This window comes from Burkholderia sp. HI4860, assembly GCF_002223045.2.
In the GTDB taxonomy this organism is placed as follows: domain Bacteria; phylum Pseudomonadota; class Gammaproteobacteria; order Burkholderiales; family Burkholderiaceae; genus Burkholderia.
The window spans coordinates 2,060,391-2,086,173 of the sequence record NZ_NKFO02000001.1; the positions used below are offsets into that span (position 1 = coordinate 2,060,391).

The 25,783-nt window shown below is 63.4% G+C and carries 30 protein-coding genes; 11 read left to right on the top strand and 19 right to left on the bottom strand.

From position 1 onward, the window contains the following. The first annotated feature begins 157 nt into the window (after positions 1–157). Together CFB34_RS09175 and CFB34_RS09180 are read left to right on the top strand one after the other, a co-directional pair. Positions 158–2,329 carry a hypothetical protein gene (locus CFB34_RS09175; protein WP_089443353.1) on the top strand — a complete coding sequence of 724 codons (2,172 nt, stop codon included), beginning with the start codon at positions 158–160 and terminating at the stop codon, positions 2,327–2,329. Beyond that, complete coding sequence (locus CFB34_RS09180; RefSeq protein WP_242808587.1) at positions 2,326–3,807, top strand: virulence factor; 1,482 nt, start codon at positions 2,326–2,328, stop codon at positions 3,805–3,807. The genes CFB34_RS09175 and CFB34_RS09180 overlap by 4 nt, the downstream gene beginning before the upstream one ends. Positions 3,808–4,042: 235 nt before the next feature. Here CFB34_RS09180 and CFB34_RS09185 read toward each other — a convergent pair whose 3' ends face one another. Beyond that, positions 4,043–5,035 carry an IS5-like element ISBmu2 family transposase gene (locus tag CFB34_RS09185; RefSeq protein WP_006412423.1) on the bottom strand — a complete coding sequence of 331 codons (993 nt, stop codon included), beginning with the start codon at positions 5,033–5,035 and terminating at the stop codon, positions 4,043–4,045. A 210-nt stretch (positions 5,036–5,245) separates the two neighbouring features. Here CFB34_RS09185 and CFB34_RS09190 point away from each other — a divergent pair, with 210 nt between their 5' ends. Beyond that, positions 5,246–5,518, top strand: a complete 273-nt coding sequence (locus CFB34_RS09190) for a hypothetical protein (RefSeq protein WP_089442789.1) — start codon at positions 5,246–5,248, stop codon at positions 5,516–5,518. A 67-nt stretch (positions 5,519–5,585) separates the two neighbouring features. On the opposite strand, the gene pip is transcribed toward CFB34_RS09190, so the two are convergent. After that, positions 5,586–6,518: a prolyl aminopeptidase gene (gene pip, locus CFB34_RS09195; protein WP_089442788.1), complete on the bottom strand. Its 933-nt coding sequence runs from the start codon at positions 6,516–6,518 to the stop codon at positions 5,586–5,588. 289 nt (positions 6,519–6,807) lie between these two features. Here pip and CFB34_RS09200 point away from each other — a divergent pair, with 289 nt between their 5' ends. The 8 genes from CFB34_RS09200 (at position 6,808) to CFB34_RS09235 (ending at position 12,350) form a co-directional block, all read left to right on the top strand. Further along, positions 6,808–7,056 carry a helix-turn-helix transcriptional regulator gene (locus CFB34_RS09200; RefSeq protein ID WP_089442787.1) on the top strand — a complete coding sequence of 83 codons (249 nt, stop codon included), beginning with the start codon at positions 6,808–6,810 and terminating at the stop codon, positions 7,054–7,056. Positions 7,057–7,063: 7 nt separating this feature from the next. Further along, positions 7,064–7,219, top strand: coding sequence for a LuxR C-terminal-related transcriptional regulator (locus CFB34_RS09205; protein ID WP_236862379.1), 156 nt, complete (start codon positions 7,064–7,066; stop codon positions 7,217–7,219). A 169-nt stretch (positions 7,220–7,388) separates the two neighbouring features. Beyond that, positions 7,389–7,751 (top strand): hypothetical protein, encoded by a 363-nt coding sequence (locus CFB34_RS09210; protein WP_089442785.1) that lies wholly within the window; start codon positions 7,389–7,391, stop codon positions 7,749–7,751. Between the two features lie 110 nt (positions 7,752–7,861). After that, entirely contained in the window at positions 7,862–9,169 is a 1,308-nt protein-coding gene (locus CFB34_RS09215; protein ID WP_089442784.1) for a DUF2589 domain-containing protein, read from the top strand. A gap of 61 nt (positions 9,170–9,230) precedes the next feature. After that, positions 9,231–10,082 (top strand): hypothetical protein, encoded by an 852-nt coding sequence (locus CFB34_RS09220; RefSeq protein WP_089442783.1) that lies wholly within the window; start codon positions 9,231–9,233, stop codon positions 10,080–10,082. Positions 10,083–10,086: 4 nt separating this feature from the next. Further along, entirely contained in the window at positions 10,087–10,728 is a 642-nt protein-coding gene (locus CFB34_RS09225; protein WP_089442782.1) for a DUF2589 domain-containing protein, read from the top strand. Continuing rightward, positions 10,725–10,964 (top strand): hypothetical protein, encoded by a 240-nt coding sequence (locus CFB34_RS09230; RefSeq protein WP_089442781.1) that lies wholly within the window; start codon positions 10,725–10,727, stop codon positions 10,962–10,964. Before CFB34_RS09225 ends, CFB34_RS09230 begins: the two co-directional genes overlap by 4 nt. A 234-nt stretch (positions 10,965–11,198) precedes the next feature. Then, positions 11,199–12,350, top strand: coding sequence for an acyltransferase (locus CFB34_RS09235; protein ID WP_089442780.1), 1,152 nt, complete (start codon positions 11,199–11,201; stop codon positions 12,348–12,350). Between the two features lie 28 nt (positions 12,351–12,378). Here the strand turns inward: CFB34_RS09235 and CFB34_RS09240 are convergent, their stop codons facing one another. The 17 genes from CFB34_RS09240 to CFB34_RS39020 form a co-directional block, all read right to left on the bottom strand. After that, positions 12,379–13,197 carry a multidrug ABC transporter ATPase gene (locus CFB34_RS09240; RefSeq protein ID WP_089442779.1) on the bottom strand — a complete coding sequence of 273 codons (819 nt, stop codon included), beginning with the start codon at positions 13,195–13,197 and terminating at the stop codon, positions 12,379–12,381. Positions 13,198–13,267: 70 nt separating this feature from the next. Beyond that, positions 13,268–14,149, bottom strand: a complete 882-nt coding sequence (locus CFB34_RS09245; protein WP_143329512.1) for a hypothetical protein — start codon at positions 14,147–14,149, stop codon at positions 13,268–13,270. 79 nt (positions 14,150–14,228) lie between these two features. Then, positions 14,229–15,293 carry a 2-aminoethylphosphonate aminotransferase gene (locus CFB34_RS09250; RefSeq protein WP_089442777.1) on the bottom strand — a complete coding sequence of 355 codons (1,065 nt, stop codon included), beginning with the start codon at positions 15,291–15,293 and terminating at the stop codon, positions 14,229–14,231. Then, the gene (gene aepY, locus CFB34_RS09255; protein ID WP_089442776.1) at positions 15,293–16,474 is read right to left on the bottom strand and encodes a phosphonopyruvate decarboxylase; all 1,182 of its coding nucleotides are present in this window, start codon (positions 16,472–16,474) and stop codon (positions 15,293–15,295) included. Before aepY ends, CFB34_RS09250 begins: the two co-directional genes overlap by 1 nt. Further along, positions 16,471–18,156, bottom strand: coding sequence for a phosphoenolpyruvate mutase (gene aepX, locus CFB34_RS09260; protein WP_039357130.1), 1,686 nt, complete (start codon positions 18,154–18,156; stop codon positions 16,471–16,473). The genes aepY and aepX overlap by 4 nt, the downstream gene beginning before the upstream one ends. Next, entirely contained in the window at positions 18,153–18,920 is a 768-nt protein-coding gene (locus tag CFB34_RS09265; RefSeq protein WP_089442775.1) for a phosphocholine cytidylyltransferase family protein, read from the bottom strand. Before CFB34_RS09265 ends, aepX begins: the two co-directional genes overlap by 4 nt. 36 nt (positions 18,921–18,956) lie before the next feature. Next, positions 18,957–19,958: an HpnL family protein gene (locus CFB34_RS09270; protein WP_089442774.1), complete on the bottom strand. Its 1,002-nt coding sequence runs from the start codon at positions 19,956–19,958 to the stop codon at positions 18,957–18,959. Next, positions 19,955–20,764, bottom strand: coding sequence for a 2OG-Fe(II) oxygenase (locus CFB34_RS09275; RefSeq protein WP_089442773.1), 810 nt, complete (start codon positions 20,762–20,764; stop codon positions 19,955–19,957). The genes CFB34_RS09270 and CFB34_RS09275 overlap by 4 nt, the downstream gene beginning before the upstream one ends. Then, positions 20,761–21,459: a CDP-alcohol phosphatidyltransferase family protein gene (locus CFB34_RS09280; protein WP_089442772.1), complete on the bottom strand. Its 699-nt coding sequence runs from the start codon at positions 21,457–21,459 to the stop codon at positions 20,761–20,763. The genes CFB34_RS09275 and CFB34_RS09280 overlap by 4 nt, the downstream gene beginning before the upstream one ends. Positions 21,460–21,685: 226 nt before the next feature. Beyond that, a complete protein-coding gene (locus CFB34_RS09285) occupies positions 21,686–22,816 on the bottom strand; it encodes a site-specific integrase (protein ID WP_089442770.1) in 1,131 nt (376 codons plus the stop codon). A gap of 56 nt (positions 22,817–22,872) precedes the next feature. After that, entirely contained in the window at positions 22,873–23,256 is a 384-nt protein-coding gene (locus tag CFB34_RS09290; protein WP_089442769.1) for a MarR family winged helix-turn-helix transcriptional regulator, read from the bottom strand. Positions 23,257–23,271: 15 nt separating this feature from the next. Then, positions 23,272–23,436, bottom strand: coding sequence for a hypothetical protein (locus CFB34_RS09295; protein ID WP_179243715.1), 165 nt, complete (start codon positions 23,434–23,436; stop codon positions 23,272–23,274). A gap of 716 nt (positions 23,437–24,152) precedes the next feature. Further along, positions 24,153–24,278 (bottom strand): hypothetical protein, encoded by a 126-nt coding sequence (locus CFB34_RS39015; RefSeq protein WP_256979871.1) that lies wholly within the window; start codon positions 24,276–24,278, stop codon positions 24,153–24,155. A gap of 148 nt (positions 24,279–24,426) precedes the next feature. Beyond that, a complete protein-coding gene (locus tag CFB34_RS09300; RefSeq protein ID WP_089442767.1) occupies positions 24,427–24,666 on the bottom strand; it encodes a hypothetical protein in 240 nt (79 codons plus the stop codon). A gap of 3 nt (positions 24,667–24,669) precedes the next feature. Next, positions 24,670–24,936: a hypothetical protein gene (locus CFB34_RS09305; protein WP_089442766.1), complete on the bottom strand. Its 267-nt coding sequence runs from the start codon at positions 24,934–24,936 to the stop codon at positions 24,670–24,672. A 144-nt stretch (positions 24,937–25,080) separates the two neighbouring features. Further along, positions 25,081–25,401, bottom strand: a complete 321-nt coding sequence (locus tag CFB34_RS09310; RefSeq protein ID WP_089442765.1) for a hypothetical protein — start codon at positions 25,399–25,401, stop codon at positions 25,081–25,083. A gap of 11 nt (positions 25,402–25,412) precedes the next feature. Beyond that, positions 25,413–25,538, bottom strand: a complete 126-nt coding sequence (locus CFB34_RS39020; RefSeq protein WP_256979872.1) for a hypothetical protein — start codon at positions 25,536–25,538, stop codon at positions 25,413–25,415. Between the last annotated feature and the right edge of the window lie 245 nt (positions 25,539–25,783).

The window sequence follows — 25,783 nt, forward strand, 5'->3', positions numbered from 1 at the left end:
ACCGCGCGCAGGAGCCAGGGTGACCCAGCTTTATCCCGAACATCGATCGGCGACGGACGAACCCGTCGCACGGTTGATCGATGCAGCCGAAGCGGACGGCACCGCAACGTCACGCAAGCCCCCCTCGATCGTCGTTGGCCGCAGCGACGGGGTCTCGATGTGGACGAAAGGCACCCGGCTGATCTGTATCAAGCAAATGCCGTTGCCCGGTATCGTCATCTTCGTGCATGGGGTGAACTCTGAAGGCGAATGGTTCGAGGCGGCGGAGCAAGGATTGTGCGACGGCCTGAATCGCCGGCTCGGGCGGCTGGACGATCAACTGAAGTATCGCGGCATCGATGCCGGGCAGTTGGTGCCGGCGAAGTACACGGAAAGCGTGACGCCGGACGGGTTTCTGAACCCGAAGCTGCTTGCCGATAACTACGTCAAGGCCGATCCGTCGTTTTCACCGGTCATTCATTTCCGATGGGGCTATCGGGCGACCGCCGCTGAGCTGAAAGAGTATGGCGACAAGATCTTTCTGAACGAGAAGGACTACTGGGGCGGCGGCCCGTTCACGAACGGTTGCGCGAGCCTGCCCGATCTCTGGCACGGCGGCCTCGACGACCGCGCGGCCGGGTGGTTGACCGTCCAGGGGATCAACCCGACCAATCGACCGCTGTATCGCGCGCCGCCCCGCGCATATGGCGTGCTCGCGGCGTTGCGCCTTGCGAGGCTGATCGAGTCGATTCGCCGCATGCAGGCCGACGTGCCGATCACCGTCGTGTGCCATAGCCAGGGCAACATCGTGGGCCTTACCGCGGCTTTCTTCGGCGATGCACTACCCGACGTCGAAGATCCGTGGGGACGTAGCGGGCATTGCGTGGCCGATGCCTACGTGCTGGCGAATGCACCGTACAGCCTTGCGCGCGCAGACGGCCCGAATCCATCCGATACGTTCATGGATACCTGGTCGCAACGCGCGACCAGGGACGGTGGCGGTCGTCGCGGACGGCAGACCTACACCGCTCGCACGAAAACGTTCGGCAAGTTTCTGTCGATCATCGGCACGCGGAAGGCCTATGAACTTCCCGCAGACAAGATCGATGAAGACATGGCGAACGAACGGGTATCGCCGACCAGCAAGAAGTCTTATGCAGCACAGGACGATCGGGTACGCCACGGCCTGAACGGATCGACGCATGGTCGCGTCACCGCGTATTGCTGTCCACACGACCAGGTGATTTCGGCCGTCACGGTTCAAGGCATCGGCTGGCGCGGCATCGACGAGAACGAGCTGAGCGATATCGGCGTCCCCGGCGTGCTGACGCAGCGCGTCTTTGCCTCCGGCTTCCACGTCGGCGTGCAGGAGAAATATCGGTATTGGGAAGATGACTGGCGGCACGTACAGAAGGGAAAGACGTCGGGCTTCTGGTATCCGCCTTCACCGCCTGCCAAATTCAACCTCATCGGTGCACTCAAGGGAAACGAGTCCGTGTTCGGGATAGCGGCCACGCTTGCATCCGCGCCGATCATGTTTTTCGTGACCCAGATCAGCTCGGCATTGAATATGTTCCGCGTGAACGCCATTCCGCCGAAGGGCTGGGCCGTGGTGGCGGACGCGCCGGCACTCGACGAACCGTTCCCGCCGAAGGCGTTTCGGTTCGGCAAGCCCATCGAAACGAAGGACGGCAATGCGACAAGCGACTTCAACGAAGGCAACGATCCGCCGGCCGCATGGCGCGACGCAAGCAAGAGCGAGGCAGACAAGCGCGCGGACGATCCTTACGATCAGTACACGGCGAAGAACAAGGACAGCGTCGCGCAAGGTACGGCGGAGAGCGAAGCCGGACAGCGTTACGAGGACCGCGCGTTGATGCGGATGGAGGCCCGGCGAACGCTGAATACGGAATGGCTCGATGGTGATGGCCACGTGATCGGTGAGGACGGCAAGAGCGAAATGCCGGACGGCTACAAGGAATGGCGCGATAAACAGATTGTCGATTGGCTCGATCGTGGTTCGACCAACAGCCCGACGAATCACTCCACGACGATGAGCAATCCGAAGCATGCCGAAAAGGCGCTTGCGTACGATGTGGCGATTGGGGTTTGCTATCTGACGCCCGAGCAAATGAAGGTGCTACGGCTTGAAGCCGATTGGCGGATGGGGGATGGCATCCCGAATGACAATCCGAACAAGAAGTACTGCGACTATTTTTCGTCAGGAAATTTCGATAGAACGCCCCTCCACGAATGGGTACATGCCGAGAAAAGCGAAGCCAATATTCCCGCCGCGATCGTTGACGAACGCGAAGGACAGATTTATCTGAAAGTTGGGGGTGCAATATGAAGACGCTGATCGCCACATGGCCGAGACGTGTTGCCGTTGCGGTCCTGGCGTGGATAATCGCCGCCCTGTTGCTGGCTTTGCTAATGACACACGTTGAACAACCAGACCGAACACAATTGGATATAGGAGACTGGATGAAACGATTTGTAGTCGTGCCCGGCCTGGTGGCACTCATGGTGTTTCTGTCTACCACGGCCATGACGCGTTCGGCGCATGCCGTGCCCGCTTCGGAGCCGGCAGCAAATGCAACCCCGGCCGCAGAAGAGTCAGTGAAGCCATTTGTGGCACAGGTTGTCGGCCTGATTTGGTTGAATCCTTTGCAGCGGATGGACTACCCGACCGAATGGCAATTGTTGTGGACGCAAGGGCTTGCTGCGCCGAACGGGAACGATGACATGGTGCGGACCGATCCGACATCCTTTACAACGCTTCGATCGATTGGCGCGCTGGTATATGGCAACGACGGGGTAGAAACATTCAAGGGCTTCTATGCCAAGTACATTGATAAATTCATCCTGCTCATACGCACCCGTTATATCAGCAACGCAAAATATTTCTACACGGTGAAGCCCGAGAAGCAAAACGATTGGCGCGAACTCGCGGGTATCCGGGTCGAAATTGCCACTCCACTTCGCCTCGACGCGGCCTATGCCCGATCGCGCATGATCGATCGGATGATGAACTTCTTCGAGATCGGCCCGCCGTCACCCAAGACTTTGTGGAGCCGCGACACGCCTCCCGATGTACAAATCACGCAGGGCGGCCCGAACGCCGGCTTCACATCGCTGAACAACGCATTGGACTACTTGCAGGCGAACCCCGACAAGAGCGTCTGGGTGATGAACTGGGATGCACCGAATTTCCCGCCCACGGATGCACAGATCAACGAGAATCTGGTCGCGCTGTTCCTCGCCGGCCCGACCTTCAACACCGAGCGTGAACCGCTCGCATGGATCGGCAAGGCCGCGACCGGTAACACGCATGATTTTCCGCAGAAGGTCGGTACGACCCGCGCCGTGCAGACGTGGAAGGCGACCATCGACCAAGCGGCACGCAACGCCGGCGTCGCAGTCCCGGATCTCCATTACATCGTTCACGACGCAGGTAAAGGCAGCGACGCATCGTCGGCCCGTCTTGCCGCGCTCGCGCAAACCTTGACCGAAACCCTGCCCGAATACGACCACCGCAAGCAGACGTTCAACACGGCCGCCGTACTCGGCGACATGGGAACAGGCAGCGCATTGACCGACGTCGCGCTCGCCATCGGCCGGATCAATCACTTTGGCGGCAACGCACTCGTCGCCGGCACGACCGATCCCGAGCATCCCGTCGCGGTCGTCGTCCGGCCACCATCGAAGCTCACGCCGATCGATCCCGACAAGGACTGGTTCCGCGCACGCGGCGGAAACAACGCCTACCTGCCGTGGTGGGGCCGCCGGCACGATACCGATTACGGCATGCAGGGCTATTCATGGTGAGGTATGTCAGTGCGATGGTCGGCGGGCTTGACGCCCATCAGGTTCATCGGCCGTTGCGGAGATCGCGTCGGCGCTTTAAGTCTTCGTTAATACTGCACGCCTAGGGAAACGCTGATCAATGGACCAACTTCCGAAGTTGCAGGCGAGATGGCTTCAAATTTTCTGGATGACGAAGCGAATCGGCGCTCAATTCAGTGAATTTGGCGCGTAAGCGAGCCTCCCCTGCTCGCATTTTTCATACGCATGACGGACTGCTCCCATGGACCGATCGCAACAGATTTCGCGCAATCACCAGATTCGCCAGAGCGAACAGGCTGAACAGTTGCGCGGTGTTCTTGGCCAAGCCCTTGTATCGGGTCTTGCGATGCTGAAACAGATTCTTGACGATATGAAACGGATGCTCAACCCGCGAACGGATCTGCGCCTTGGTTCGCTCGAGCGCGATCACCAGGTCCTTCAGCGCTCCTTCTTGCATCGCCTTGATCTTTCCCCGCCTGGCAGCGACGTGCCACTTCACGGCCTTGCCCGCCATTTCCTCGCGCTTGTCGACGCCAATGTAGCCCGCGTCGGCGAACACCTGCTCTTCATGCCCGTGCAGCAGGGCATGAGCTTGCGATACATCCGACACGTTGGCCGCCGTGCCAACCACACTGTGAATCAGGCCCGAGTCGGCGTCGACGCCAATGTGGGCTTTCATGCCAAAGTGCCATTCGTTGCCCTTCTTCGTTTGATGCATTTCCGGGTCACGGCTCTTCCCGGCATTCTTGGTCGACGGCGGCGCTTCAATGATCGTCGCGTCAACCAGCGTGCCTTCCTTCATCATCAGCCCACGCTCGCACAGCGAGATGCCAATCTCGTCGAACAACTTCCGTGTCAGTTCGTGTTCGATCAGCAGGCGCCGGAACTTCAACAGCGTGGTTGCATCAGGCACGTTCTCGATCGCCAGATCGATGCCGGCGAAGGCTCGCAGCGTGATGCTGTCATACAGCGCGTCTTCCAGTCCTTCGTCCGACAGTCCGTACCACTGTTGCACGAAGTAGATTCGCAGCATCCGCTCAAGGCCAATCGGCGGGCGACCTCGCGTGCCCTTCGGATAGTGCGGTTCGATGGCCGACAGCAAGCGCTGCCACGGAACGACCTTCTCCATCTCTTCCAGGAAGCGTTGGCGCCTCGTCACTCGCTTCTTGCCTGCAATTTCCGCTTCCGCGAAGCCGATCTGCCTCTTCATCGTCGTGGGTCCGTTCCGTGAGCTGTCTTCTAAACGTCCTCGGCTACGTCTGCGATGACCGCCGAGCCGAATAAATCAGCGTTTCCCTAGCATGATCATGCCGGCGAACGGATCGGACTCGATCCGGGGCACCGGCGGCACGCGCGGGTGCGTCGACGTCACGGCGCCGCACCGTCGCGCATCGCCATTCCCTTGCAACGGCGGCGCATCATGATCAAGAACTTCGACTACACGCTCGGCAGCGACACGATTGCGCTCTGCGCGAGCTTCGGCGCGGGGCCGGCGTGGCGCCGCGTGCTCGTGAGCCGTGCGGATTCGATGGAGACGCTGGTGGTGCTCGACGCGCGCGGGTTGTCGGGCTTGCTGAAGGTGGCGACCGAGGCGCCGGAAGGATTGCTCGACGACGCGATCCGCAAGGTCGGCGACGAGCAACTCGTCGAGCGGGCGATCAGCGGCAAGGCGATCGTCGAAGCGTCGCTTTGACAGGGCGGTGCGTGAGCGTGCCGACAGGCACGGCCGCACGCACCGCGTTGCATTGCGTTGACGACGCTTACGCGGCGAACCGGTCTGTCGCCGCGACCAGTGCTTCCAGAATCCCCGGCTCGTTGTACGCATGCCCCGCACCGGGCACGATCTCGAACGTCGCATCGGGCCACGCCTTCGACAACTCCCATGCGGTGCGCGCGGGTGTCGCGACGTCATAGCGACCCTGCACGATCACGCCCGGGATGCCGGCGAGGCGATGCGCGTCACGCAGCAACTGGCCTTCCTCGACGAAGCCCTTGTTCACGAAGTAGTGGTTCTCGATTCGCGCGAACGCGAGCGCGTAGTGACCGTCCGCGAAGTGCGCGGCGAGTTTGGGGTCGGGCAGCAGCGTGATCGTGCGGCCTTCCCAGATACTCCACGCACGTGCGGCTTCGAGCTTCACGGCTTCGTCGTTGCCGGTCAGCCGCCGATGGTAGGCGGTCATCAGGTCGCCGCGCTCGGCTTCCGGAATCGGCGCAACGAAGTTCTCCCATAGATCAGGGAACAGCCACGATGCGCCTTCCTGGTAGTACCACAGCAATTCCGCGCGACGCATCGTGAAGATGCCGCGCACGATCAGTGCGCTTACACGCTCCGGGTGCGTCTCTGCATAGGCGATCGACAACGCGCTGCCCCACGAGCCGCCGAACACGAGCCACTTTTCCGCGCCGACCATCTCGCGCAGGCGTTCGATATCGGCGACCAGATGCCACGTCGTGTTGTTCTCGAGGCTGGCGTGCGGCGTCGAGCGTCCGCAGCCGCGCTGGTCGAACAGCAGGATGTCGTAGCGCGCCGGATCGAACAGGCGGCGATGGTCGGCGCTGCAGCCGGCGCCGGGGCCGCCATGCAGGAACACCGCGGGCTTGCCGGCCGGGTTGCCGCACCGCTCCCAGTAGATGCGATGGCCGTCGCCGGTGTCGAGGTGGCCGTGGGCGTAGGGTTCGATCGGTGGGTACATGACGTTTCCTGATTGAAAGGTCGGTGGGGCGCAGGGCAGCCGGTGCCGAAGGCAGTACGCCATTATGCCCAACTCGTCGAAATGGCGCGTTCCGGTTCCCGCATGCGGGACGACTGCCGTGTGGTCGATCGGTAATGAAAAAATCCGTAAAAAAACGCATCGCATCGGTCACGCATTCCGATTCAATATGCCTGTGTATTTCATGTGCGTGCCACACGTGAAATGCACTCATGACGCTGGCCATGCGTCGCGGATCAATGAGAAATCAAAATAATTCCGGGGATTGTGAATGGATAGCGATTCTCTGACGAGGAAGGAGCGCGAGATCGTGTCGTTGATCGCACGGGGGATGCGCTGTACGGAGATTGCCGCGGCATTGGGAGCCGCACCGATGACGGTGCGCAAGCATCGCGCGAACATCGTGCGCAAGCTCGGCCTGACCGGCACCGCGCAACTCGTGGCCTACGCGGTCGAACACGCGCCGCCGCTCGCGGACGACGTCTCTCCTTGCGAAGATCGCCGCGCTCGGGCCGCGTGAGCGGGATGTGCTGCGCCTGATCGGCGCGGGTCTCGCGAGCAAGGAAATCGCAAGATTGCTCGATGTCAGCCCGCGCACGATCAGCAAGCATCGTGAAAACATCATGCGCAAGCTGTCCATTCACGAACTTGCCCGTCTGGTGAAAATCGGTCGCGAATTGTGATTCCGGTGATCCGTATTTTCGCTACGCAATCGGAGGTATTGAGGGGTATTCGCATTCGGCGCAATTTGAATGCCGGGCGGATATTGCATTGCATTCGCTCGCGGACGGGAGAATGCGCGATATTCCGAGGGCGAATTCACCCGATATTCATCATGAAAAGGAGTGAAAAATGGAAAGCGAAAAAGTGATTGTCTGGAAGGACGATCCGGCCACTCAGGTCGAGGTGGCGACATTCGTCAATCAATCCACTGCGGCGTTCGTGGTCGATGTCACCGAACCGCAGCAAGTCAAGGAGTGGACGAAGCTGCTCGAGTCGACGACTGCCGACGATCACGCGCAAGGCGATGCCGCGCCGCGTCCGCGGCCTCGTCGCGTGCCGAACGCCTCGATCTATCGCGGGGTGGTGGTCACGACGGTCAGCACGTTCGCGCTGCTGATCGGCTTCGCGATCTGGCGGCGCTACGAGGTGGATGCGGAACTGAGCCCGAGCCGCATCCTCTTTCGCCTGCGCCCGCCGCCGCAGCAAGCGTAACTGCCGGCCCGGCCGTCGCCCGATCGGGCGCGGCGGCCGCGTGACGCACCGCACGCGCCGGCGGGACAGCACGGCGGCGCGTGCGGAACCGGAATCACAGGAGATCAATCATGCCAGTTGACAATTCGGCGGCCGAGTCCGCCCGGAGTCTGTTGAACGGTATCGACTACAGCGCCCTGATCGGCGGCCCGTTGCAGGCCGCGATCACAGCGCAGGCGATGGCCGCGAAATCCACCTATGAGTTCATCGACAAGGTCGGCCTCACGACCGACAAGGACGGCGTGAAGCAGGCCGTCAACGTCACCTTCCTGTACCAGAAGGACGGGCAGATGGTGAAGCTGATCGTGCCGCTGCTGACGATCGTGCCGGTGCCGCTGATCCTGGTCGACGAAGTGACGATCCAGTTCAAGGCGAACATCAACGCGGCGGCGTCGTCGACGTCGGAAGAGTCGAAGTCGGAGGCGATCGCGGGTGAACTGTCGGCGCAGGGCAAGATCGGCTGGGGGCCGTTCAGCTTGTCGGCGCAGATGAAGGCAAGTTACTCGAGCAAGAAGGATTCGAAGGCGACGCAGGATTCGCGCTATTCGGTCGAGTACACGCAGGACGTGTTCGTGCATGCGTCGCAGGCCGGCGTGCCGGCCGGGCTCGCGACCGTGCTCAACATCCTGTCGAGCGCCGCGACCGGTGCGAGCCGCAACGGGGACATGCAGGTCAGCCCGGCGTTGTCGACCGTGATGTCCGGCGATCCGTCGCAGCAGCAGATGCTGCAGGTGCGCCTGCAGAATTCGAGCGGGCTGTTCGCCGGCGATACGCAAGTCGTGTTCCAGATCGATCCTGCGCTCGCCGACAAGTTCCGGATGAGTCGGGCGCCGTTCGGTTCGACCATCCCGTTCGATCAAACCGGCAAGATCGCGTCGTTCAAGACCGACGGCGACGGTTCGTTGTCCGTCCTGTTCTGGGCCGAAGGCGAGGTCGCCGCGCAGGCGATCGACCTGACGGTGTCCGCGTCGATCCCCGCACCGGACGGTGGCAACGCCGACGCAAAGACAGTCGTCGTGCCGGTGCGCGTGCTGCACCGGTTGCCGCCGCCGGCGGCGCCGTCGCTCAAGAGCGCGCAGGCGATGCTGTCGATCGCCAAGGGGGACACCGGCAAGGACGTCCTGACCGCGCTGAAGCCGGACGGCACACCGGCGGTGGACGTCGAGCTGAATTTCACGTTCGACACCGGCGGCACGGCGTTCGAGGTCGAGGCGAACGGCAAGAGCGTGGAGGGCAATTCGCCGAAGACGAATGCCAACGGCCAGGTCGAGATCGTCTGCAAGGCCCTTGACGACAGCAGCAAGTCGGTCATGACCGTCAACGCGACGATCGACGGCGCGACCGCGTCCACGAGCATCACGCTGCAGGCCAAGCCCTGATCCGCCCGATGTGACAACCCGCCCGCGCCGGCCTGCCGGCGCGGGTTAGAGGAGAACACCGATGACCAATCTGCGGGATATCGCCGCCGCGTTCCTCGACAGTCTCGCGGGCGCGCAGCACGAAGCGAACCTGTATTCGAAGCGCCTTGCGGTGCAGTATCGCGAGGATCCGTTGCTCAAGTATTTCCCGGTGCCGAACGGCCTGCTCGACGAAGCGAACGTGACGCTGCGCTTCGCGGTGCCGCCGGGCGCCGACGGCGACGAACGGGCTTCGCGGCTCGACGCGGATACGCCGGCGGCCGATGCGCTGCCGTCGCAGGTCGCCGTTGCCGATCTGGCGACGGAGGCCGGCGCGCTGCTGCTGCGGGATCTCGCCGACGCGCTCGGCTCCGTGCGCGGTGCGAGCGGGGCGGCCGGTGAGAGCACCGACCCGATCCGCGACCGGATCGACGCATTGCGTTCGTCCCGCGTCGCGCGCGAGCTGGGCAGCAACCTGCATGCGCTGCTCGGCGACATACTGACGCAGGCCATGCGCGGTACGGAGCCGTCGCTCGATGCGCTGCGTGCCCGACTGCTCGACGTGCTCCATGCGTCGCTGGACGGCAGCCTGGCGGACGTGTTCGACGCAGACGGTCGCACGGACGCGGGACGCGCGTCGTTCGCCGCGGTGGTCGATGCGAGCTGGGAGGCGCTGCGCGGCCTGGTCGACGCGGCCGCCGAGCGGCAGCGCCGGATCCAGGCGGAGACCGCGCGCGTGCCGTCGCTCGCGGTGACGCTGGACCCGGCCGCGCTGCAGGGCGTTCCGGCCGAATTCGTGCAGACCTTGACGCTGCGCGCGAAGCTGCGCAACTACAAGTGGGTGCTCGTCGGCGAAGGCGGCCGCGAGCGCGACGAACTGGTCGTCACGGAGTGATGCCATGACCGATTCCATCAGCCCCGTCGTCGATCTGCAGTACTTGTTCGCCGCGCCGATCGAGGCCGTGATCGAGGCCGACTTCATGGCGGCGCGCCAGTTCGTCCGGTACGTCCGCGAGTTTGGCTTCGTGCAGAACGCGTCCATTGTCTGCGAACCGGGCGACCCGAATGGCACCGACTTCGGCGAACTGAGGATGATCACGTTCTTCTACGAACAGGTGGTCGGCAAAGACAAGACCGAATGGCGCCGCGTGCAGGTTCCGGTGCTGTCGCTGATTCCGCTGCCGCTGCTCGGAGTGAAGACCGCGACGTTCGATTTCGGCGTGCGTCTGCTGCTCGCCGAGCGCGTGCAGGCGCCGTGCGCGATCCCGCTGCTGCCCGACGATGCGGACGACACTGCGCCGCGCCGGTATCGCTGGAGCGCAATGCTCGCGCGTGGCCGGCCCGAGGCCGGCAGCCACGCGCGTGAGGACGTGTCGCCGTTTCTCGAGGCGAACATCGGCGCCAAAGTCGAAGTCGGGCAGGCCGGCATTCCGGCCGGCATCGGCAACCTGCTGGCGCTGCTGGGCATGAATACCCAGATAAGCGGCGTCGGCACCCAGGCCACCGGCGACGGTGGCGACCACTCCAGGAGGGAGTCATGAAGACGAGCGAGAAGATGCTGAACGACGCGCCGGGTTTTGCGTGCCCGGTTTGCGCACGCGGGCGGGTGAAATTGTCGCTGGCGGATTTTCTCGGCAGCAGCGAGGTCCGCTGCCCGATGTGCGGCACGTCGTTCCAGATGGACAAGACGGGCTGCGAGGAACTGGTGGATCGGCTGCAGGATCTCCAGGTCGCGCAGCAGAACGTCCGGCTGCTGGAGAAGAAAGCCGACCGGTGAAAACGGCGCCGCGACTTAGCGGCGGCCTGCGGGTCGTTGCGCCGCAGCAGACGGCCAACCGATCGCCACCCGCCCCGGGCGTCCCGCCGGGGCGGCCTGCGAGCCGGAGTGGCATCGGGAATTTTGAAGCAATTTCATTCCGATATTTTTCATACAAAATCCCGGCGGCATATCGGCGGGCCGAAGCGGGGCGCCGGTGTGCTGCCCATCCACCGTGCCAACGGAAACCAGCCGATGAACCATCGCGTCACGCAGTTGACCGGGTTGCGCGCCGTCGCGGTCGCGATGGTGGTGGTCGGGCACGCCGAGCACGTGCTGCCCGGCGGCTACACGGGGTGGTACGCGCCGTTGCGACTGATCGCCGACGGCCGGCTCGGCGTGCTGATCTTCTTCGTCCTCAGCGGTTTCCTGATCACCAACGTGCTGCGTGCCGAGTTCGCGCGCACGGGCGGCATCGCGCTGACGTCGTTCTACGTGCGCCGCGCGCTGCGGATCTGGCCGGCCTGCTATGTCTATCTCGCGGCGGTGGCGATCGTGGCCTTCACCGGCTGGTTCGACGTCGACCGCAGGCAGTGGCTGTATGCGGCGCTGCACCTGTGGAATTACTCGGCGTGGTTCGGGCTGACCGGCGACAACGCACTGCATCCAGACGGCGCGTGGTATCTCGGCCATTTCTGGTCGCTCGCACTCGAGGAACAGTTCTACTGGTTCTGGCCGCTGCTGTTCGTGTATGGGATGCGGCGCGGCGGCACGCGCTGGCTGGCTGCGTTGATCATGGTCGTGCCGCTGGTGCGCGCCGTGACGTATTTCGTGGCGCCTGCGTTGCGCGGGCAACTCGGGATGATGCTGCATACGGGCGTCGATCCGATCCTGATCGGCTGTTATGTGTCGCTCAATCGTGAGCGGCTTGAAGCGTGGATTCGTACTTGGCGTGGCGAGACGCGCATCGTGACCGCGATCATCGTCATCGTGCTGATCGGCATGCCGTTCGCCGAACATCGGCTCGGCGGGTTCTGGAATGCGACCTATGGCGTGACGGTCGAAGCCGCGTTGATCGCAATCGTGATCGTCGTACTGAATTTCCGCAGCGAGTTCTGGTGTGCGCGGTGGTTGCGCGCGCAGCCGGTTGTGTTCGTCGGCACGATCTCGTTCAGTCTTTATCTGTGGCAGCAGCCGTTTGCGAATCCGGATCTGCGGGTTCCGCATGCGTTTCCGCTTGGGATCGTGTGGGCGTTGATAGCGGCGACGGCCAGCTACTTTCTCGTCGAGAAGCCGTTCCTGCGGTTGAAGGATCGTTATTCGGCGCGCGAGGCGCGGCGTGAGCGTGACGATGGGTTACGGATGCCGGCTTCGGGCGAGGCGATCGGAGCGAAGGTGGCGGAGTAGGCGGGTGGGGCGGTGCCCCGCCTGGGCGTTACTTGAAGCGCTTCATTGCGGCAGGCGAATACCAGAAGTTTCGGAACATATCGACTCCGTACGACTTGCCGTCGTAGTGGACGATCGTGCGTGCGGTGCGCTTGCCCGTCTCCGAATAATCACCGTCCTTGCGCTGCGTCTTCGTAATATGGGCGGTGATCGACAGATCAGCAAAGCCGTGGCTCGATGTTTTCTCCACGGCGATCGTCATGCTTGCCTCTTCGCTGCGCGCGTCGCCGACACCGGGGCCGCAGGCGTCGCCCTCGACGCTGACCCACCCGTACAGGTTGGTGCCGAACACCGGACGGATGCGGTTGCCGTCGCGCACCCAGAGCGTGAGTTCCTCGCTGGCGTTGGCGTCGGGGCAGCTTGCCCCGCGCGCGCTGCTCGTGAACACGACGCCGAACGCGCGCACATCGGGCGACAGCCGGTAAGGCGCTGTATCGATGCGATAGCTGCTCTCGCCGATTTCCGTCGCAGCATCCTCTTCGACGACCGACTTTTCGGCCGCCACGACCTTGCTGCCTTCCACGAGCGCGATGACCTGCAGCTTTTTGCTTTCGTCCGGGCTCTTGCTTTTGGGAAGCGAGTCGAACGCAACGGCCGCGATCGTCGTTTCGGGCGCATTTGGCATGACCTTGCAGGCCGACGCGACGACGAGCCGGTTCGTGTCGCGTGTGGCGATGCGTGCGCTTGCAATGCCGGCCCAGCGGGCGACGGCCATGACCGTATCGTCTCCGCAAGGCTGGCTGTCGGTGGCGTGAACAGCGGGTGCGGCGGCAATCGCCAGCACCGGAATGAAGTGAAGCGCTTTCATGGTCGGAGGAAACCGGGTTCGTCGATTGTGACGGCTGTCGCTCGTCGAATCGATGCAGTCGATAGACCGGCTATTGGTCAGGGGCGGTCGAGGCTTTGTCCTTGCTGGACGGCCATCTTTCTTTAGCCAGCTCCATTTCATTTTCCTTCATTCTTTCGAGGATTAGCTTGAGACTCTCCGGGTTTTTGACGAGTTTCTCGAGCGCTTCCAGCAGGTCGTAAAAACCGATCCAGTCTTGTCGGTTTGATACATATGCGTCGATCAACGATTCCTGTTTGGTCCGCTTCCTTCCCGGTTTCGAGCGAGTTTCATTACTTGCTATTTCCTCGGGTTCCGGATCGGGTTGCTTCCTGATTTCCTCAACCAACGCATACGTGGGCACGACGAGGAAGCGCCAGTTCGCATAATGGAGCGCGGATTCGATTCGATCGTAGGGTGCCTTGACGGTGAGCCTGCAGAACACATACAGATCGGCCCAGAGCCGTTTGAGCTTGACGATCGGGAATTCGGGGCTGTGACGATCCCATCCTTCATGTTCCTCGACCCCGTACTGCTCCTTCCCCTTTGCGACGACGTTACCCTCGCTGTCCATCCGCTGTACGGACGACTTGACCTCCAGCCAGAACGACCGTCGATCGCCGACGAGCTCGAAGTTTTCCTCGGAAGGAAACCATTCGAAATCGACATGATCCATCACCTTCCTGGTCGGATAGGCGTCCGGTTGAGTCCTGAACAGGGCGGTGCGCACCAGGAATTCGGCGAGGTCGCCGCGAAGCGTGCCACTGCCGATGTCGGAGTACGCCCATTGCCAAAAATCGCCCACTCCAACGCACGTTCCGGCGATTCTTTTCGATGGGTCAAGCGGATCGACGAAGTCGCCGCCGTGGGTTCCTTTCTTGCGCAGCTTTTTATCCTGGGCAGCGGGTTGGTTTGCGTCTGGAGAGGTCGTCATGAGTCTCGGCGGGAACAAAGAAGGATGCAAAAAAAGGCCCATAAGGGCCTTTCCGTTAACGGGCGGGAAACATGGCCACTTACCGCGTCAACGCCGTAAACCCTTCCAGCAACCGCTCAACATCAGCCGCCTGAATCGCGCCCATCGTCGAAATCCGGAACAGCTCCTTCGACAATCCACCTTGTCCCGCATAGATCACGAAGCCACGCGCTTTCAGCCCGTCATGCAGCGTCTCGTACGTCACCCCTTGCGGCAACCGATACGCACGCAGCACAACCGACGATTCACCTTCCGGCAGCACCAGCGGCATCCCGCGCGCCGCGAGCCCGGCTTGCGCCTGATCGGCGAGCGCCTTGTAATGCGCATGCCGCGCCCGCCAGCCGCCAGCCTCGTCAAACTCGCGCAGCGCCTCGACGAGCGCGTAATACGCATGCACGGAAGGCGTGAACGGCGTATTGCGCTGATCCTGCAGCTTCGCGAGACGACCGAGATCGAGGTAATAAGTGCGGCTTGCGGCCTTCGCGAGCGCACTACGACGCACGATCACGAACGCTGCGCCCGGCACACCATGCAGGCATTTGTTCGCGGTGGCAGCCACAGCATCGATATCGCCACCGGCAAAATCGATCGCTTCCGCGCCAAAGCTGCTGACGCCGTCGACGAGCATCTTCACGCCACGCGAACGGCAGACTTCCGCGATCGCGCCGAGATCGTTCAGGCGACCCGTCGTCGTTTCGTGATGGATCACGGCGACGTGCGAATACCCACCCGCGTCGAGCTTCGCACCAATCTGCGCAAGATCAGGCGCCTGCATCCACTCATGCTTGAGCACATCATGCGCGATCCCATACTGCGTCGCGATCTGCGTAATCCGCTCACCATACACACCGTTCTCGATCACGAGCAGCTTGCCGTCCTTCGGCACGAGCGCCGCGATCATGCTTTCAACGGCAGCCGTGCCCGACCCAGTCATCAGCACAGCCGTCCACTCAGCCGGATCAAGCTCATACGCAGCGACGAGACGCGCACGCGCCTCATCCTGCAGATCGAAGAATTCGCTTTCGCGATGGCACAGGTCGGGTTGCAGCAGGCTGCGGCGCACGCGTTCGGTGAGCGTGACCGGGCCGGGGTTCAGCAGCAGCATCAATGGGCTCCTTCAACGTGGGCTTCGGTCTGCGCGGCGCCGATGTGCCGCATCAGACGGGTCTTGACCTCGACCGGCGTGACGGTCGGGCGGGGCAGGCCGTCGGGCACGCCGGTGCGGATCGCCAGTCGCACGAACTGCGCACCGTCGGCCGACGAAGCAAGCGCCGTATCGAGCACGTCCAGCGTATCGCCCTCGACCGCCGATGCATACCCGCACGCGGCAGCCACACCCGCGAACGAAACATGTTGCGACACGGTGGCCTGGCCGCCCGTCGATTCGTGCGCGCCGTTGTCGAGCAGCACGTGCGTGAGGTTGGCCGGGCCGTAGGTGCCGAGCGTCGCGAACACGCCCATGCGCATCAGCGCGGCGCCGTCGCCGTCGACCGCGACGACGCGCAGGTCGGGGCGCGCGAGCGCGAGGCCGAGCGCGAGCGGCGTCACGCAACCCATCGAGCCGACCATGTACAGCTGGTTCGGACGATCGTCGATGGCGTAGAGTTCGCGGCCGCAGAAGCCGGTCGACGCGAGCACGACGGTCGAATCGACCGGCGTGTGCGCGATCACGCGCTGCAGCGCGTCCTGGCGGGTCGGCCAGGCTTCGGCCGACGCGGCGCGCGGCGACGACTGCGCGGCGACATGCGCACGCGGCTTCGCGGCCGGGTTCGATTTCAGTTCATACGGTGCGACGCTGCCTTTCTGCATCACGAGCGCGTACGGGCGGCCCGTCGCGTCCATGTGCGCGATCGCGCGGTCGAGTGCCGGGCCGACCTGTTCGGGGTCGGTCGGGAACGTCTCCCACGGGATCTCCATCGTGTCGAGCATCGCGGGCGTGATCGGGCCCATCAGCGCGTGCTGCGGCTCGTCGGCCACGCCCGGCTGGCCGCGCCACGTGACGATCAGCAGCTGCGGCAGCCGGAACGTCCACGTGAGCGACGTGAGCGGGCTCACCGCGTTGCCGAGCCCCGAGTTCTGCATCATCGCGATGCCGCGCTTGCCGCCGAGCGTCGCGCCCGCGATCAGCGCGACCGCGTCGCCTTCGTTCGCGGCCGACACGTAATTCAGCGTCGGGTCCTGCAGCACGTAATTGATGAACGGCGTCAGGTACGAGCAGGGCACGCCCGCGTACCAGTCGAAACCGCGCGCACGCGCGGCCTCGACGAACTGGGCCGCTTCGATCATTGCGCGCCCCCGTTGCCGGCACCCGGTTCGGACAGCGGCGTCTGGCCGTGCGCGAAGTCGCCCGCGCGGCGGAAGTCTTCGAGATCGTTGACGCCGCGCCAGTGGCCGTGCACGTACTGCACCTCGATCTTCTCGCCGGCGGCGATCAGTTCGTTGAGCAGCGACGGGATGTCGAGCGTGTCGAAATCAGGGCGCGCCTGCAGCGTCGCGAGCATCGCCTTCAGGCGATCGACACCGGCGCCGCGCACGTTCAGCAGGCCGATCCAGCGGCCGTGCGGCGTGCCTGCGGCGACGTCGCTCGATACGCGTTGCAGGTACGTCTTCTGGCCGAACAGGCCGCGATCGTCTGCTGCGGAGCAGAGTGCGAAATCGCGCACGCTCTGGTTGGTCTCGGTGAGCGAGGAATCGACCACCACGCTGAACTCGGCTTCGCTCTCCGCGAGGTCGCGCACGATGTAGCTGCGGAACAGCAGGTCGCCGTACGAGATCACGGTGTCGCCGGTCAGGCGGTCGGCCGCGCAGGCGAGCGATGCGAGTTCGCCCGTCTGTGCATGGCGTTCGTTGACGACGAGCTTGATGCCCGACGTGTCGATCGCGTCGGCGCGATAGCCGCCGACCACGGTGATGTCGTTCACGCCGTGCGTCTTGAAGCCGTCGACGAGCCAGCGCAGCAGCGGCTTGCCGGCGACCGGCAGCATGACCTTCGGCTTGTCTTCGGTCACGGCTTCGAGGCCCTTGCCGCGGCTCGCGGCGAGCACGATCGCCGCGTTCGACGCGCGCGACGACGACGACAGGTAGATACGCTCGGCCGCCGAGTATTCGTCGGCGTCCTGCAGGCGGAAGATCTCGTTGACCGAGGCAACGCGGTCTTCGACGTTGATCAGCGTTTCGCTCTCGTGGATTTCGCGTGCGGTCGCCTGCATCGCGGAGGCCGACGCGCGGATCAGGTGGTTCGCCCAGATCACGGTGCTGATGCCGGCCTGGCGGAACACGTCGGTCGGCGTGCTGTAGTACTTGGTCGGCACGATCACGAGCGGCGCCTTGCCGCTCCATTCGCGCGCGAACTGCAGGATCTCGTCCGGGCGCGACAGCTTGCTGTGGATCAGGATCGCGTCGGCGCCGGCTTCCGCATACGCGTTCGCGCGGCGCAGCGCCTCGTCCATCCCCCAGCCGGCGATCAGCGCTTCGACACGCGCGACGATCGAGAAGTCGGGATCGGTCTGCGAATCCTTGCCGGCCTTGATCTTGCCGCAGAACTCGTCGATTTCCGCGAGCGGTTGGCGCTCGCCGCCGATGAAGCTGTTGGTCTTCGGGAACTGCTTGTCCTCGATACAGACGCCAGCGATGCCGCGCTGCTCGAGCTTCTTCACGAGGCGGCGCACGTTGTTGAAGTTGCCGTAGCCGGTGTCGCCGTCGAGCAGGATCGGCAGGTCGCTCGCGTCGGCCATGAATTCGAGCACGTCGACGACCTGGGTCCAGCTCGCCTCGTTGTTGTCACGCACGCCGAACTGCGCGGAGATCGCGAGGCCCGATGCCCAGATGCCCTTGAAGCCGGCTTCGCGGACGATCCGCGCGGACAGGCCGTTGTGCGCTTCCATCAGGAATTCGAGGTCGCTGCTGACGAGCATGCGGCGCAGGCGTGCGCTGCGCGATTCGGTGAAATTGGGTTCGCGTGCGTTCATCGTGCGACTCCTGCGGTAGTGCGTTGAATCAGGGGGAGGATTTCCTGCGTGGCGCGAGCGACGTCGTTCGGGAAGTCGATCTCGATCCACGGCGAGCCGGTGACGTCGGCGACGTCGAACGAGTGACCGCCTTCGAGCAGCAGGTCGCGCACGGCTTCTTCGTGCGGCATGTTCGCGCGGCCGCTGTCGACGTAGCCCGCGACGATCGTCGCGAGGCGGCGCGCGGTGCCTTCGGTGAAGCGGAAGAAGCCGACCGATTCGCCGATCGTGTCGTAGTCGAGATCGACTGCAAGCTGCTTGCGCAGCTCGACCGGCACGCCGTCCTTCAGGCACAGCTTGACGGGCTCGTCGCCGGCTTCGAAGTCGCGATCGATCAGCAGGCGGTCGACCGCCTTGTCGGCATCGGCCACCAGCGCATGCAGGATGTTCTCGTCATACAGCACGTCGGCGTCCATCAGCAGCACGTCGCCGCCGCGCGTCATCGCATCGGCGACGGTATGCACGGTCAGCACGCTGCCGAGGTCGTAGCGGTCGTTGATCACGATCTCGGCCCGGCGGCCAAGGCGCTTCAATTCCTGCTCGACCTTCTCGTGCTGGAAGCCCAGCCCGAGCACGATCTCGTCGACGCCCGCGGCGTCGAGTACGCGCAGATGGCGCTCGAGCAGCGACACGTCGTCGAAGCGCAGCAGGCACTTCGGGAACTGCGCCTCGGGCGGTTGTTGCAGGCGCAAGCCGAGGCCTGCCGCAAGAATGATGGCTCGCATGGGTTCTCCAACCAAAAAGCCGGCGGATCTGAACGATCAGTCGGCGAGCGGCTGCGGCGCACGGCGCCGCTGCCAGTTTCTTTCACTGAAATGCAGATAGAGCAGGCCGGGCAGGCCGAGCGCGAGTTCGCGCGCGCGTTTCGCAAGCGACAGCGCGAGCGCCGCGTCGGGCGGCAGTCCGACCAGCGGCGCGAGCAGCAGGTAACCGCCTTCCTGCGCGCCGAGCGAGCCCGGGATCGCGAAGGCCGCGCCACGAATGGCCTGGCCGACACTCTCGAGCAGCAGCGCGTCGAGCCAGCTCACCGGATGCCCGAGGAAGTGCAGCGCGAGCCACACTTCCGCGGTGCCGACGATCCAGCCGACGAGACTCAATGCGAAGGTCTTCGCGACTTTCGCACGATCGCGGTACAGCGCGCCGACCGCATCGTCGATCGCATCGGCGCGAGTGGCCAGCGACGACCAGTCGCGCGGGCCGAGCAGCTTCGACGCGAGGCGCAGCCCGCGGCCGAACAGCCCGCGCCGCTGCGCCGCATAGAACGCGACGGCGAGGGCGCCGAGCACGCCGGTGGCGATCAGCGCGGGCGTGCGCAGGTGCGCGACCGATTCGTGCGTCGCATACAGGCTGAACGCGGCGATGCCGATCAGCGCGAACGCCATCTGCGAGAGCGCCTGCATCGTCGTGCTGACCGTGACGGCTGCCGCCGCGTCGGCCATTCGCGTGCCGCGCTGCGCGAGGTGGCGCACCATCAGCACCGGGCCGCCGATCTGCCCGGCGGGCAGCAGGCTGTTCACCGATTCGCCGACCCAGCGCGCGCGCAGCGCGTTGCCGAGCTCGGCGCCCGGCTGGCCGGGGCGGAACATCACGGAGATCGCGATCGCGTCGATCACGAGCGGCACGACGTGGAACGCCGCGACGAGCGCGAGCCCCCAGCCGGCCGCGAGGAACGTGGACGCGACCGCGCCGACGCCCTGCCAGGCAAGGAGTGCAACGAAGAGTGCGGTCCCGATGGACAGCAGGATCAGGCCGGCGCGTGTCATGACCCGGTCGTGCGTCGCGTCGCCAGTTGCTTGAACACCTGGCGGAAACCGAAATACGCGATCGCGTCCTTCATGTTCGAGATGAAGCGCTTCCACGGCCGCATGCCGGGGTTCGTCACGTATTCGAACGTGAGCGACACGCGCATCTCGTTCTGGCCGAGCGGCGTGATGCGGTGGCGCAGCTTGTCGCCGTCGAACAGCACGATGCCGCCATCGGCGATCTGTACGGAGCCCGGTTCGTCGGCGACGTCCGGATTGCGCGTGTGCAGCTCGTAGTCGAGCCGGCACGACGATTCGTCGATCACGCCGATCAGCAGCGTGTAGCGGCGGCCGTCGTAGTACGACGTGTCGTAGTGCCAGCCGATGTGGTCGCCGGGCTTCGTGTAGTAGTACAGCGCGTACGCGTGCGGATCGTCGTCCGGCGACAGCATCAGCTTGTCGCCGGTGACTTTCTCGAGGAACGAGATCAGCGCCTTCGAGCGATACAGTTCGGCGATGTACGGCGCCTGCTCGTCGATCGTATGACGGCTGACGCTGCCGCCCTGCTTGTGGCCGGGCAGGTAATTGCGGTTCAGGCCGGCCTGCATCGCGCGGGCGGCGTCGGCCAGCTTCGCGTGCGCGTCGGCCGGCAGGAAGGTGTCGAGATAAAGGAACGAGCCCTGGCGCGTGTAGTCGCCGCGCAGGCGGTCGAGGTCGAGCTGGCCGACGCGGTCGGCCACGGTGCGATCGGGGTCGGCTGCGGCCGCGCGTACGGGCGCGGGGCGTGCCGGGCTCAGCACGGAGTCGTCGCGCGTGCTAGGAGTCATTTGGAAGCCTGGATTTCGGTTGGGTTCTGCGCGGCGGCCGGGTTCTGCGGGAGGTTGCCGCGCCGCACGATGCGCCACCAGTCGAACACGACCCACGCGGCGAACAGCGGGGCGCCGATCGACGCCGCGAGCAGGAACGGCTCGACGCCGTCGAACAGCGTCACGAGCGGCAGCAGGTACAGCACGTCTTCGGTCTCGAAGCCGCCGGCGAATGCCTGCTTGGTGCCGGCCTTGCCGGCGAACGATTCGATCCGCATGCGCAGGAAGAAGATCAGCGCGACGGCGGCGCCGGCCACCGCGCCGAGCAGCACCGGCGACGCGGCCATCTGGCCGCCCTGGGCGACGATGCCGACGCCCATGCTGACGAACAGCGCGACCGTGACGAGCGCGTCTGCCGCGAGGTCGTAAAAATGACCGATCTTGCTGGATTTCCCGCTGATGCGCGCGAGCTCGCCATCGGTGTGGTCGACGAAGTTCGACAGCACGATCAGGAACGCGCCTGCATTGCTCCAGCCGAAGCCGCCGTGCGCGAGGCACCAGGCGCCGGCGAGGCCGATCAGCAGGCGAACGGTAGTGAGGTGATTCGGGGTGACGGGCGTGTCGACGAGCGGTCGGACAAGCGAGCGCGCCAGCCGCGCATCCCAGGTGCGCGGCAGGGGCGGTTCGGAGCGTGTGGCGGTTTTTCTTTGGTCCATCGGCGAAATATATACGGAATTGTAATTTGGTGCTTTTTATTCGATCAATGTCCTGACATGAAGGAGTGTTACCGCGTCTTGTCGCGACCGGCCGGCCGAAAAACGCGTGCGCGAAAGGGTGGCCAAACGGGGCGACGGCATCCGTATTCCAGTGTGGTTCGCGTCGCGCGACTGTCAAGGGCGGACGGGCCTCACACCTAAAACCTCACTCCAGTCAGGCTATTAATCACTCCACCGATGTACCAAAGAAAACCACCTGGTCCCCTGTAAAGTCCTGCTTTTGTGCCCCTCCTGGCACACCTTGGTCACGCGGATTTTGCGACCTTTGGTCACGCTGTGTCGAAGCCTCCAGAGCCCCCGCAAGGCCCCTGAGAGCCGTTGGAGACACGTGGACATACTTCTGGGTCGTCAGGATTGACTTGTGCCCCATGAACCGCTGGATGAGGAACGCATCGGCCCCAGAATCGGCCAGGCGGGACGCGGTAGTGTGCCGCAGGGTGTGGAGGACGAACTCCTTGTCATGATCCAGCCCCATCTTTGTTCTGACCCATGCCCACTCCCGGTCAGCCACGGACACATCGAGCATCCCGAACGGCATCCCGGAGCCAGCCCGCTTGGACAGGATGCGGTGGACTCGCTCCGTCATTGGGACCACCTTAGGATGGCTCGCCTTGTTCTCCCAGCAGGAAATGAAGCGGCCCTGAAGGTCATAGTCCCGGTCGCAGATGCGCAGCGCTTCAGACAGCCGCATGCCAGTGTCAGCCAGGACCGCCACGAGGTCAGCCATGTCCGGATGGATGGGACGGTGACCAGCCTGGAACAGTCTGATGGCCTCTGCTTCTTCCTCAGGGGAGATGCGCCGGGTTCGCCCCAGGTTCACCTTAGCGCGGACGAAGCGGGGCATCGCCAGGCCCTTGTAGTCCCACATGCAGATGGCCTGCTTGAACAGGACGGACAGGAAGGAGTTGCGCTGATTGATGGTGCTGCCTGACAGGCCCTGTTCCCGCATGGCTGCCGAGTATCGGGTGATGGCTGCCGTGTCGATGTCGGAGAGGCGGGTGTTCTCCCCGAAGTGCTCCGCTACAGCCTTCCAGACGCCCTCCAGAGTCCTGGGCGACTTCGCATCCCGCCACTTGGGATACTCCAGCAGGCAGCGCTTGTAGGCACCGCTCAGGGTTGGGCCATAACCAGATGCAAGGCCGCGTGACCCATCATCGAGCTCCCCAATGAGCAGCCTGGCGAGCCGCTTGCGGGCCTCCTTTTCATCCTCAGTGCGGAGGGACTTCCGGACGCGCTTCTTGGTGTCCTCGTCGTAGTAGTCCACCGTCCACACCTTCCCACGCTTCTTCAGCTCCATACGTTTCTCCTGGTGGGTAAACGAAATAGACCACCCGAAGGTGGTCCGCTTTGGCACTACTGGGCCTTACCTGGCCTGGTCCTCACGAACCTGCCGAGTTGCTCGTCAATCTCTCTCAGTAACGCCTCTCCCTCGGGCGTCAGGCTGACGATTTTTCGGCTGTAGTTCTTTGGGTCTTCCTCAGTGACGATCAAGCCCAGCCCATACACATCAGCAGCAGGCTTACCGCGCCCCAGCATGGCACACGAGCGGGACACCACAGCGACACCAAGGCCAGTGGCTGCCTGGATTTCCTTGAGGGACTGGCCAGGGTTTGCGGCGATAGCAGCGAACACGACTACTAAGTTGGGCGGAACGTCCTGTTTATCCAGCTTCTCACCTACGAGTCGGCGGAAGATTTGCAGGACTTCAGATGCAACGTGTAGCGCGGTGATGCTCATAAGTACCTCTTTGTTTTATTGAATGCTGCGGCTGGTAACAAGGAGCCAGCGACGCAGGATTAACAACTCAAACCCTCCCGCTTCCTCCCTCCTGAACTCCACCAGCGAGAGCTTACGCCCACCGCGCTCTATGTAATCGTGGCCGATATGGACGTCAAAACCTGCAAAAGACAGCAGCATACAACAGTTCCCCTTGTGGAAGGTATTGTTAGGAGGATCAAAGTCAGCAAACTGTTAAACTTTGTAACGGGAGGAAGGGCAACATTACTGGATGCATGCACAGTCTTTCAAATTGTTTAGTCCTATGATATTAAGCGCCTACATAGGATTGACAGCCTGAAGTGGTTGTGATTCTCAAGTGGATATGTCTGACGAATGATGCAAGTCAGCCACTCCTTATATGTTCCCGCTGATACTCCCCATTCCACCAGCTCGCTGGGCCATCCTTGGGCCTTCCCAAAGGTGACCTAGAGAGCGTCCTAGAGACCTCCCGAAAGAGACCCCTAGGACACCTGCTGCTTACTGCTGGGCTACTGGCGCTTTACCGTTACGCGGCCGGCTGTCGTCTTCACGGTCAGCTCTGGCATCTCTGGGCCTAAACGAGACTCCCTAAGGAGCTCCCGCTCGGGCTCGGGGAAGTGCAACAAGCAAGCGCACATCTGGGCTACTGCGAACGCGTCGCGCTTCACGCGGAAGGTCACGCGGCACACATAGCCTCGCGCGGCCTGGGCTTCGATTACGTAGGGCATACCAAACCCTCCTAGAACCGATTTAGAGGCCCGTAGCGCCGTTCAATCAGATTCCCTAGTGGATCACTACGGGTAAACTGAGAGAAGCCCGGGAGGGGCTTCTATATCGGTACTAGCGGCTTCGTGCGTTTCGTTATTCGATAGCCCTTACTCGTCATTGCCGTACTCCAGGAACAGACGGATGGAGTCAACGGCATAGCCAAGTAGGTACGCGATGCCCAGGCATGCGAAGACACACGCGAAGGTTTCCAGGAAGAAAAGCCCGGGGTTCATTGCTGGGCCTCCTAGCCGATGTAGTAAGCAAACCGGAGCTTTCCCGGCTCACGCGTCCAATCGCGTACTGTCATGGGCACTCGCGCCGCGCGCGCCTCAAGGACATCCGTGAACACCTCAGAGACAAACCGCATGGCCTCTGCTCGGCTTACACGGGCACTCGCGCCGCGCGCGCCTCAAGGACATCCGTGAACACCTCAGAGACAAACCGCATGGCCTCTGCTCGGCTTACACGGGCGCTGGCAGGAGTAGGGAACACGCGGCCGGGCTGACCTTCAATTGGGGCCTCCAGGCTCACTCGCACGTAGAACGATGAGCGAGCAGGGGCAGAGCGCAGCTCCTTCAACGCAGCGGCGCGTGTGACGATCAGCTCTTTGATGACGGTCATGGCTCAGACCTCCTTACGCCACAGGGCAGCGGACGCATCGCCGTCACCCGTGAGAAGCTGCAAAGACACGTAGTGCGTGCTCGATTGCCAGGACTGCCGTGGCACCTTGCGGGACACCAGGAAGTCAGATGTCTTGTCCGACTCATCGCGCCCGAACACCCAGGAAAGCTGCTTGGCGAGCTTCGCGGCTGCCTTGATGGGGAGCACGTGCTGGCCGCTGCAACGGTCTCCGCGTATGCCAAAGGTGACGACTGCCTTGTTGGTTGCCATGAGATGGTCTCCAGATGAAAAGTGAGTTCCTAGCGAACTGCGCTAGATGAATCAGCCGTGTCTACAGCCGGTGTATCTAGCGGCCTGGGTGCGATGTGCTCCAGGCGCGCATATGATGCTCTAGTGGATTGCTGCGGGCGAGCTTTAGGCCCCGTAGTCGTGACCGTACAGACTCCACATCGGCTTAGCGCTGACTCCGAAGGCGAACGCGAAGACATAGACGTTGCCGATGTAGCCACATGCCCAGGCACCCACATGGCCGTTCTGATGCTCCCCGGTCTTCGGGTTGGTTGGCACCCAGCCGAGCTCTCGAACGAGGGCCATCGCTGCCTCTGCATGGGCAGCCTCTACGCTGGGAGCGCCATGAGGGAAGCCGATGGTGATCGAACCGGCATCGCACGTTGCCTTGATGCGCGCGCCCTTGGTGTCCGTGGGGCTCAGGTATTTGGTGGTGATTGCTTGCATGGTGATTCCCCTTACGCCTTGTTGGTGATGTAGTGCAGTTCCGGCCGCTCCATCCGCTGGAGATGCGCCAGGGCTTCGCCCAGGTCGTCATAGAACCAGCAGGAGGCACCCGTAAGACGACTAACGATGGTGAACATGACTCAGCCTCCAATCTCGATTAGGTACAGCGGCCCGATGCCAGACAGGGAATCACGCTCCAGCGCCTCTACAGCCAATGCCCGGTACATCAGGCATTTCCAGGTGCTGAAGTCAGCCCGTATTATCCGATACTCACGCATATGTTTCTCCAGTGGATCACTACAGTTAAAGAAAGGGCAGCCATACAGGGCGGCTATTATTCTTCGAGTGTGCTTCCGGTGTGGTAGCGTCATCGCTTCTGTTG

Bases quoted from the DNA above. Each gene is read 5' to 3' on its own strand.
- CFB34_RS09275 (WP_089442773.1), bottom strand. From the start codon at position 20,764: ATGACTCCTAGCACGCGCGACGACTCCGTGCTGAGCCCGGCACGCCCC.
- CFB34_RS09175 (WP_089443353.1), top strand. From the start codon at position 158: ATGTGGACGAAAGGCACCCGGCTGATCTGTATCAAGCAAATGCCGTTG.
- CFB34_RS09230 (WP_089442781.1), top strand. From the start codon at position 10,725: ATGAAGACGAGCGAGAAGATGCTGAACGACGCGCCGGGTTTTGCGTGC.
- aepY (WP_089442776.1), bottom strand. From the start codon at position 16,474: ATGATCGAAGCGGCCCAGTTCGTCGAGGCCGCGCGTGCGCGCGGTTTC.
- CFB34_RS09270 (WP_089442774.1), bottom strand. From the start codon at position 19,958: ATGACACGCGCCGGCCTGATCCTGCTGTCCATCGGGACCGCACTCTTC.
- CFB34_RS39015 (WP_256979871.1), bottom strand. From the start codon at position 24,278: ATGAACCCCGGGCTTTTCTTCCTGGAAACCTTCGCGTGTGTCTTCGCA.
- CFB34_RS09300 (WP_089442767.1), bottom strand. From the start codon at position 24,666: ATGACCGTCATCAAAGAGCTGATCGTCACACGCGCCGCTGCGTTGAAG.
- CFB34_RS09210 (WP_089442785.1), top strand. From the start codon at position 7,389: ATGGAAAGCGAAAAAGTGATTGTCTGGAAGGACGATCCGGCCACTCAG.
- CFB34_RS09305 (WP_089442766.1), bottom strand. From the start codon at position 24,936: ATGGCAACCAACAAGGCAGTCGTCACCTTTGGCATACGCGGAGACCGT.
- CFB34_RS39020 (WP_256979872.1), bottom strand. From the start codon at position 25,538: ATGTTCACCATCGTTAGTCGTCTTACGGGTGCCTCCTGCTGGTTCTAT.
- CFB34_RS09215 (WP_089442784.1), top strand. From the start codon at position 7,862: ATGCCAGTTGACAATTCGGCGGCCGAGTCCGCCCGGAGTCTGTTGAAC.
- pip (WP_089442788.1), bottom strand. From the start codon at position 6,518: ATGTACCCACCGATCGAACCCTACGCCCACGGCCACCTCGACACCGGC.
- CFB34_RS09235 (WP_089442780.1), top strand. From the start codon at position 11,199: ATGAACCATCGCGTCACGCAGTTGACCGGGTTGCGCGCCGTCGCGGTC.
- CFB34_RS09265 (WP_089442775.1), bottom strand. From the start codon at position 18,920: ATGCGAGCCATCATTCTTGCGGCAGGCCTCGGCTTGCGCCTGCAACAA.
- CFB34_RS09190 (WP_089442789.1), top strand. From the start codon at position 5,246: ATGATCAAGAACTTCGACTACACGCTCGGCAGCGACACGATTGCGCTC.
- aepX (WP_039357130.1), bottom strand. From the start codon at position 18,156: ATGAACGCACGCGAACCCAATTTCACCGAATCGCGCAGCGCACGCCTG.
- CFB34_RS09290 (WP_089442769.1), bottom strand. From the start codon at position 23,256: ATGAGCATCACCGCGCTACACGTTGCATCTGAAGTCCTGCAAATCTTC.
- CFB34_RS09200 (WP_089442787.1), top strand. From the start codon at position 6,808: ATGGATAGCGATTCTCTGACGAGGAAGGAGCGCGAGATCGTGTCGTTG.
- CFB34_RS09285 (WP_089442770.1), bottom strand. From the start codon at position 22,816: ATGGAGCTGAAGAAGCGTGGGAAGGTGTGGACGGTGGACTACTACGAC.
- CFB34_RS09250 (WP_089442777.1), bottom strand. From the start codon at position 15,293: ATGCTGCTGCTGAACCCCGGCCCGGTCACGCTCACCGAACGCGTGCGC.
- CFB34_RS09240 (WP_089442779.1), bottom strand. From the start codon at position 13,197: ATGAAAGCGCTTCACTTCATTCCGGTGCTGGCGATTGCCGCCGCACCC.
- CFB34_RS09295 (WP_179243715.1), bottom strand. From the start codon at position 23,436: ATGCTGCTGTCTTTTGCAGGTTTTGACGTCCATATCGGCCACGATTAC.
- CFB34_RS09225 (WP_089442782.1), top strand. From the start codon at position 10,087: ATGACCGATTCCATCAGCCCCGTCGTCGATCTGCAGTACTTGTTCGCC.
- CFB34_RS09180 (WP_242808587.1), top strand. From the start codon at position 2,326: ATGAAGACGCTGATCGCCACATGGCCGAGACGTGTTGCCGTTGCGGTC.
- CFB34_RS09245 (WP_143329512.1), bottom strand. From the start codon at position 14,149: ATGACGACCTCTCCAGACGCAAACCAACCCGCTGCCCAGGATAAAAAG.
- CFB34_RS09280 (WP_089442772.1), bottom strand. From the start codon at position 21,459: ATGGACCAAAGAAAAACCGCCACACGCTCCGAACCGCCCCTGCCGCGC.
- CFB34_RS09185 (WP_006412423.1), bottom strand. From the start codon at position 5,035: ATGAAGAGGCAGATCGGCTTCGCGGAAGCGGAAATTGCAGGCAAGAAG.
- CFB34_RS09310 (WP_089442765.1), bottom strand. From the start codon at position 25,401: ATGCAAGCAATCACCACCAAATACCTGAGCCCCACGGACACCAAGGGC.
- CFB34_RS09220 (WP_089442783.1), top strand. From the start codon at position 9,231: ATGACCAATCTGCGGGATATCGCCGCCGCGTTCCTCGACAGTCTCGCG.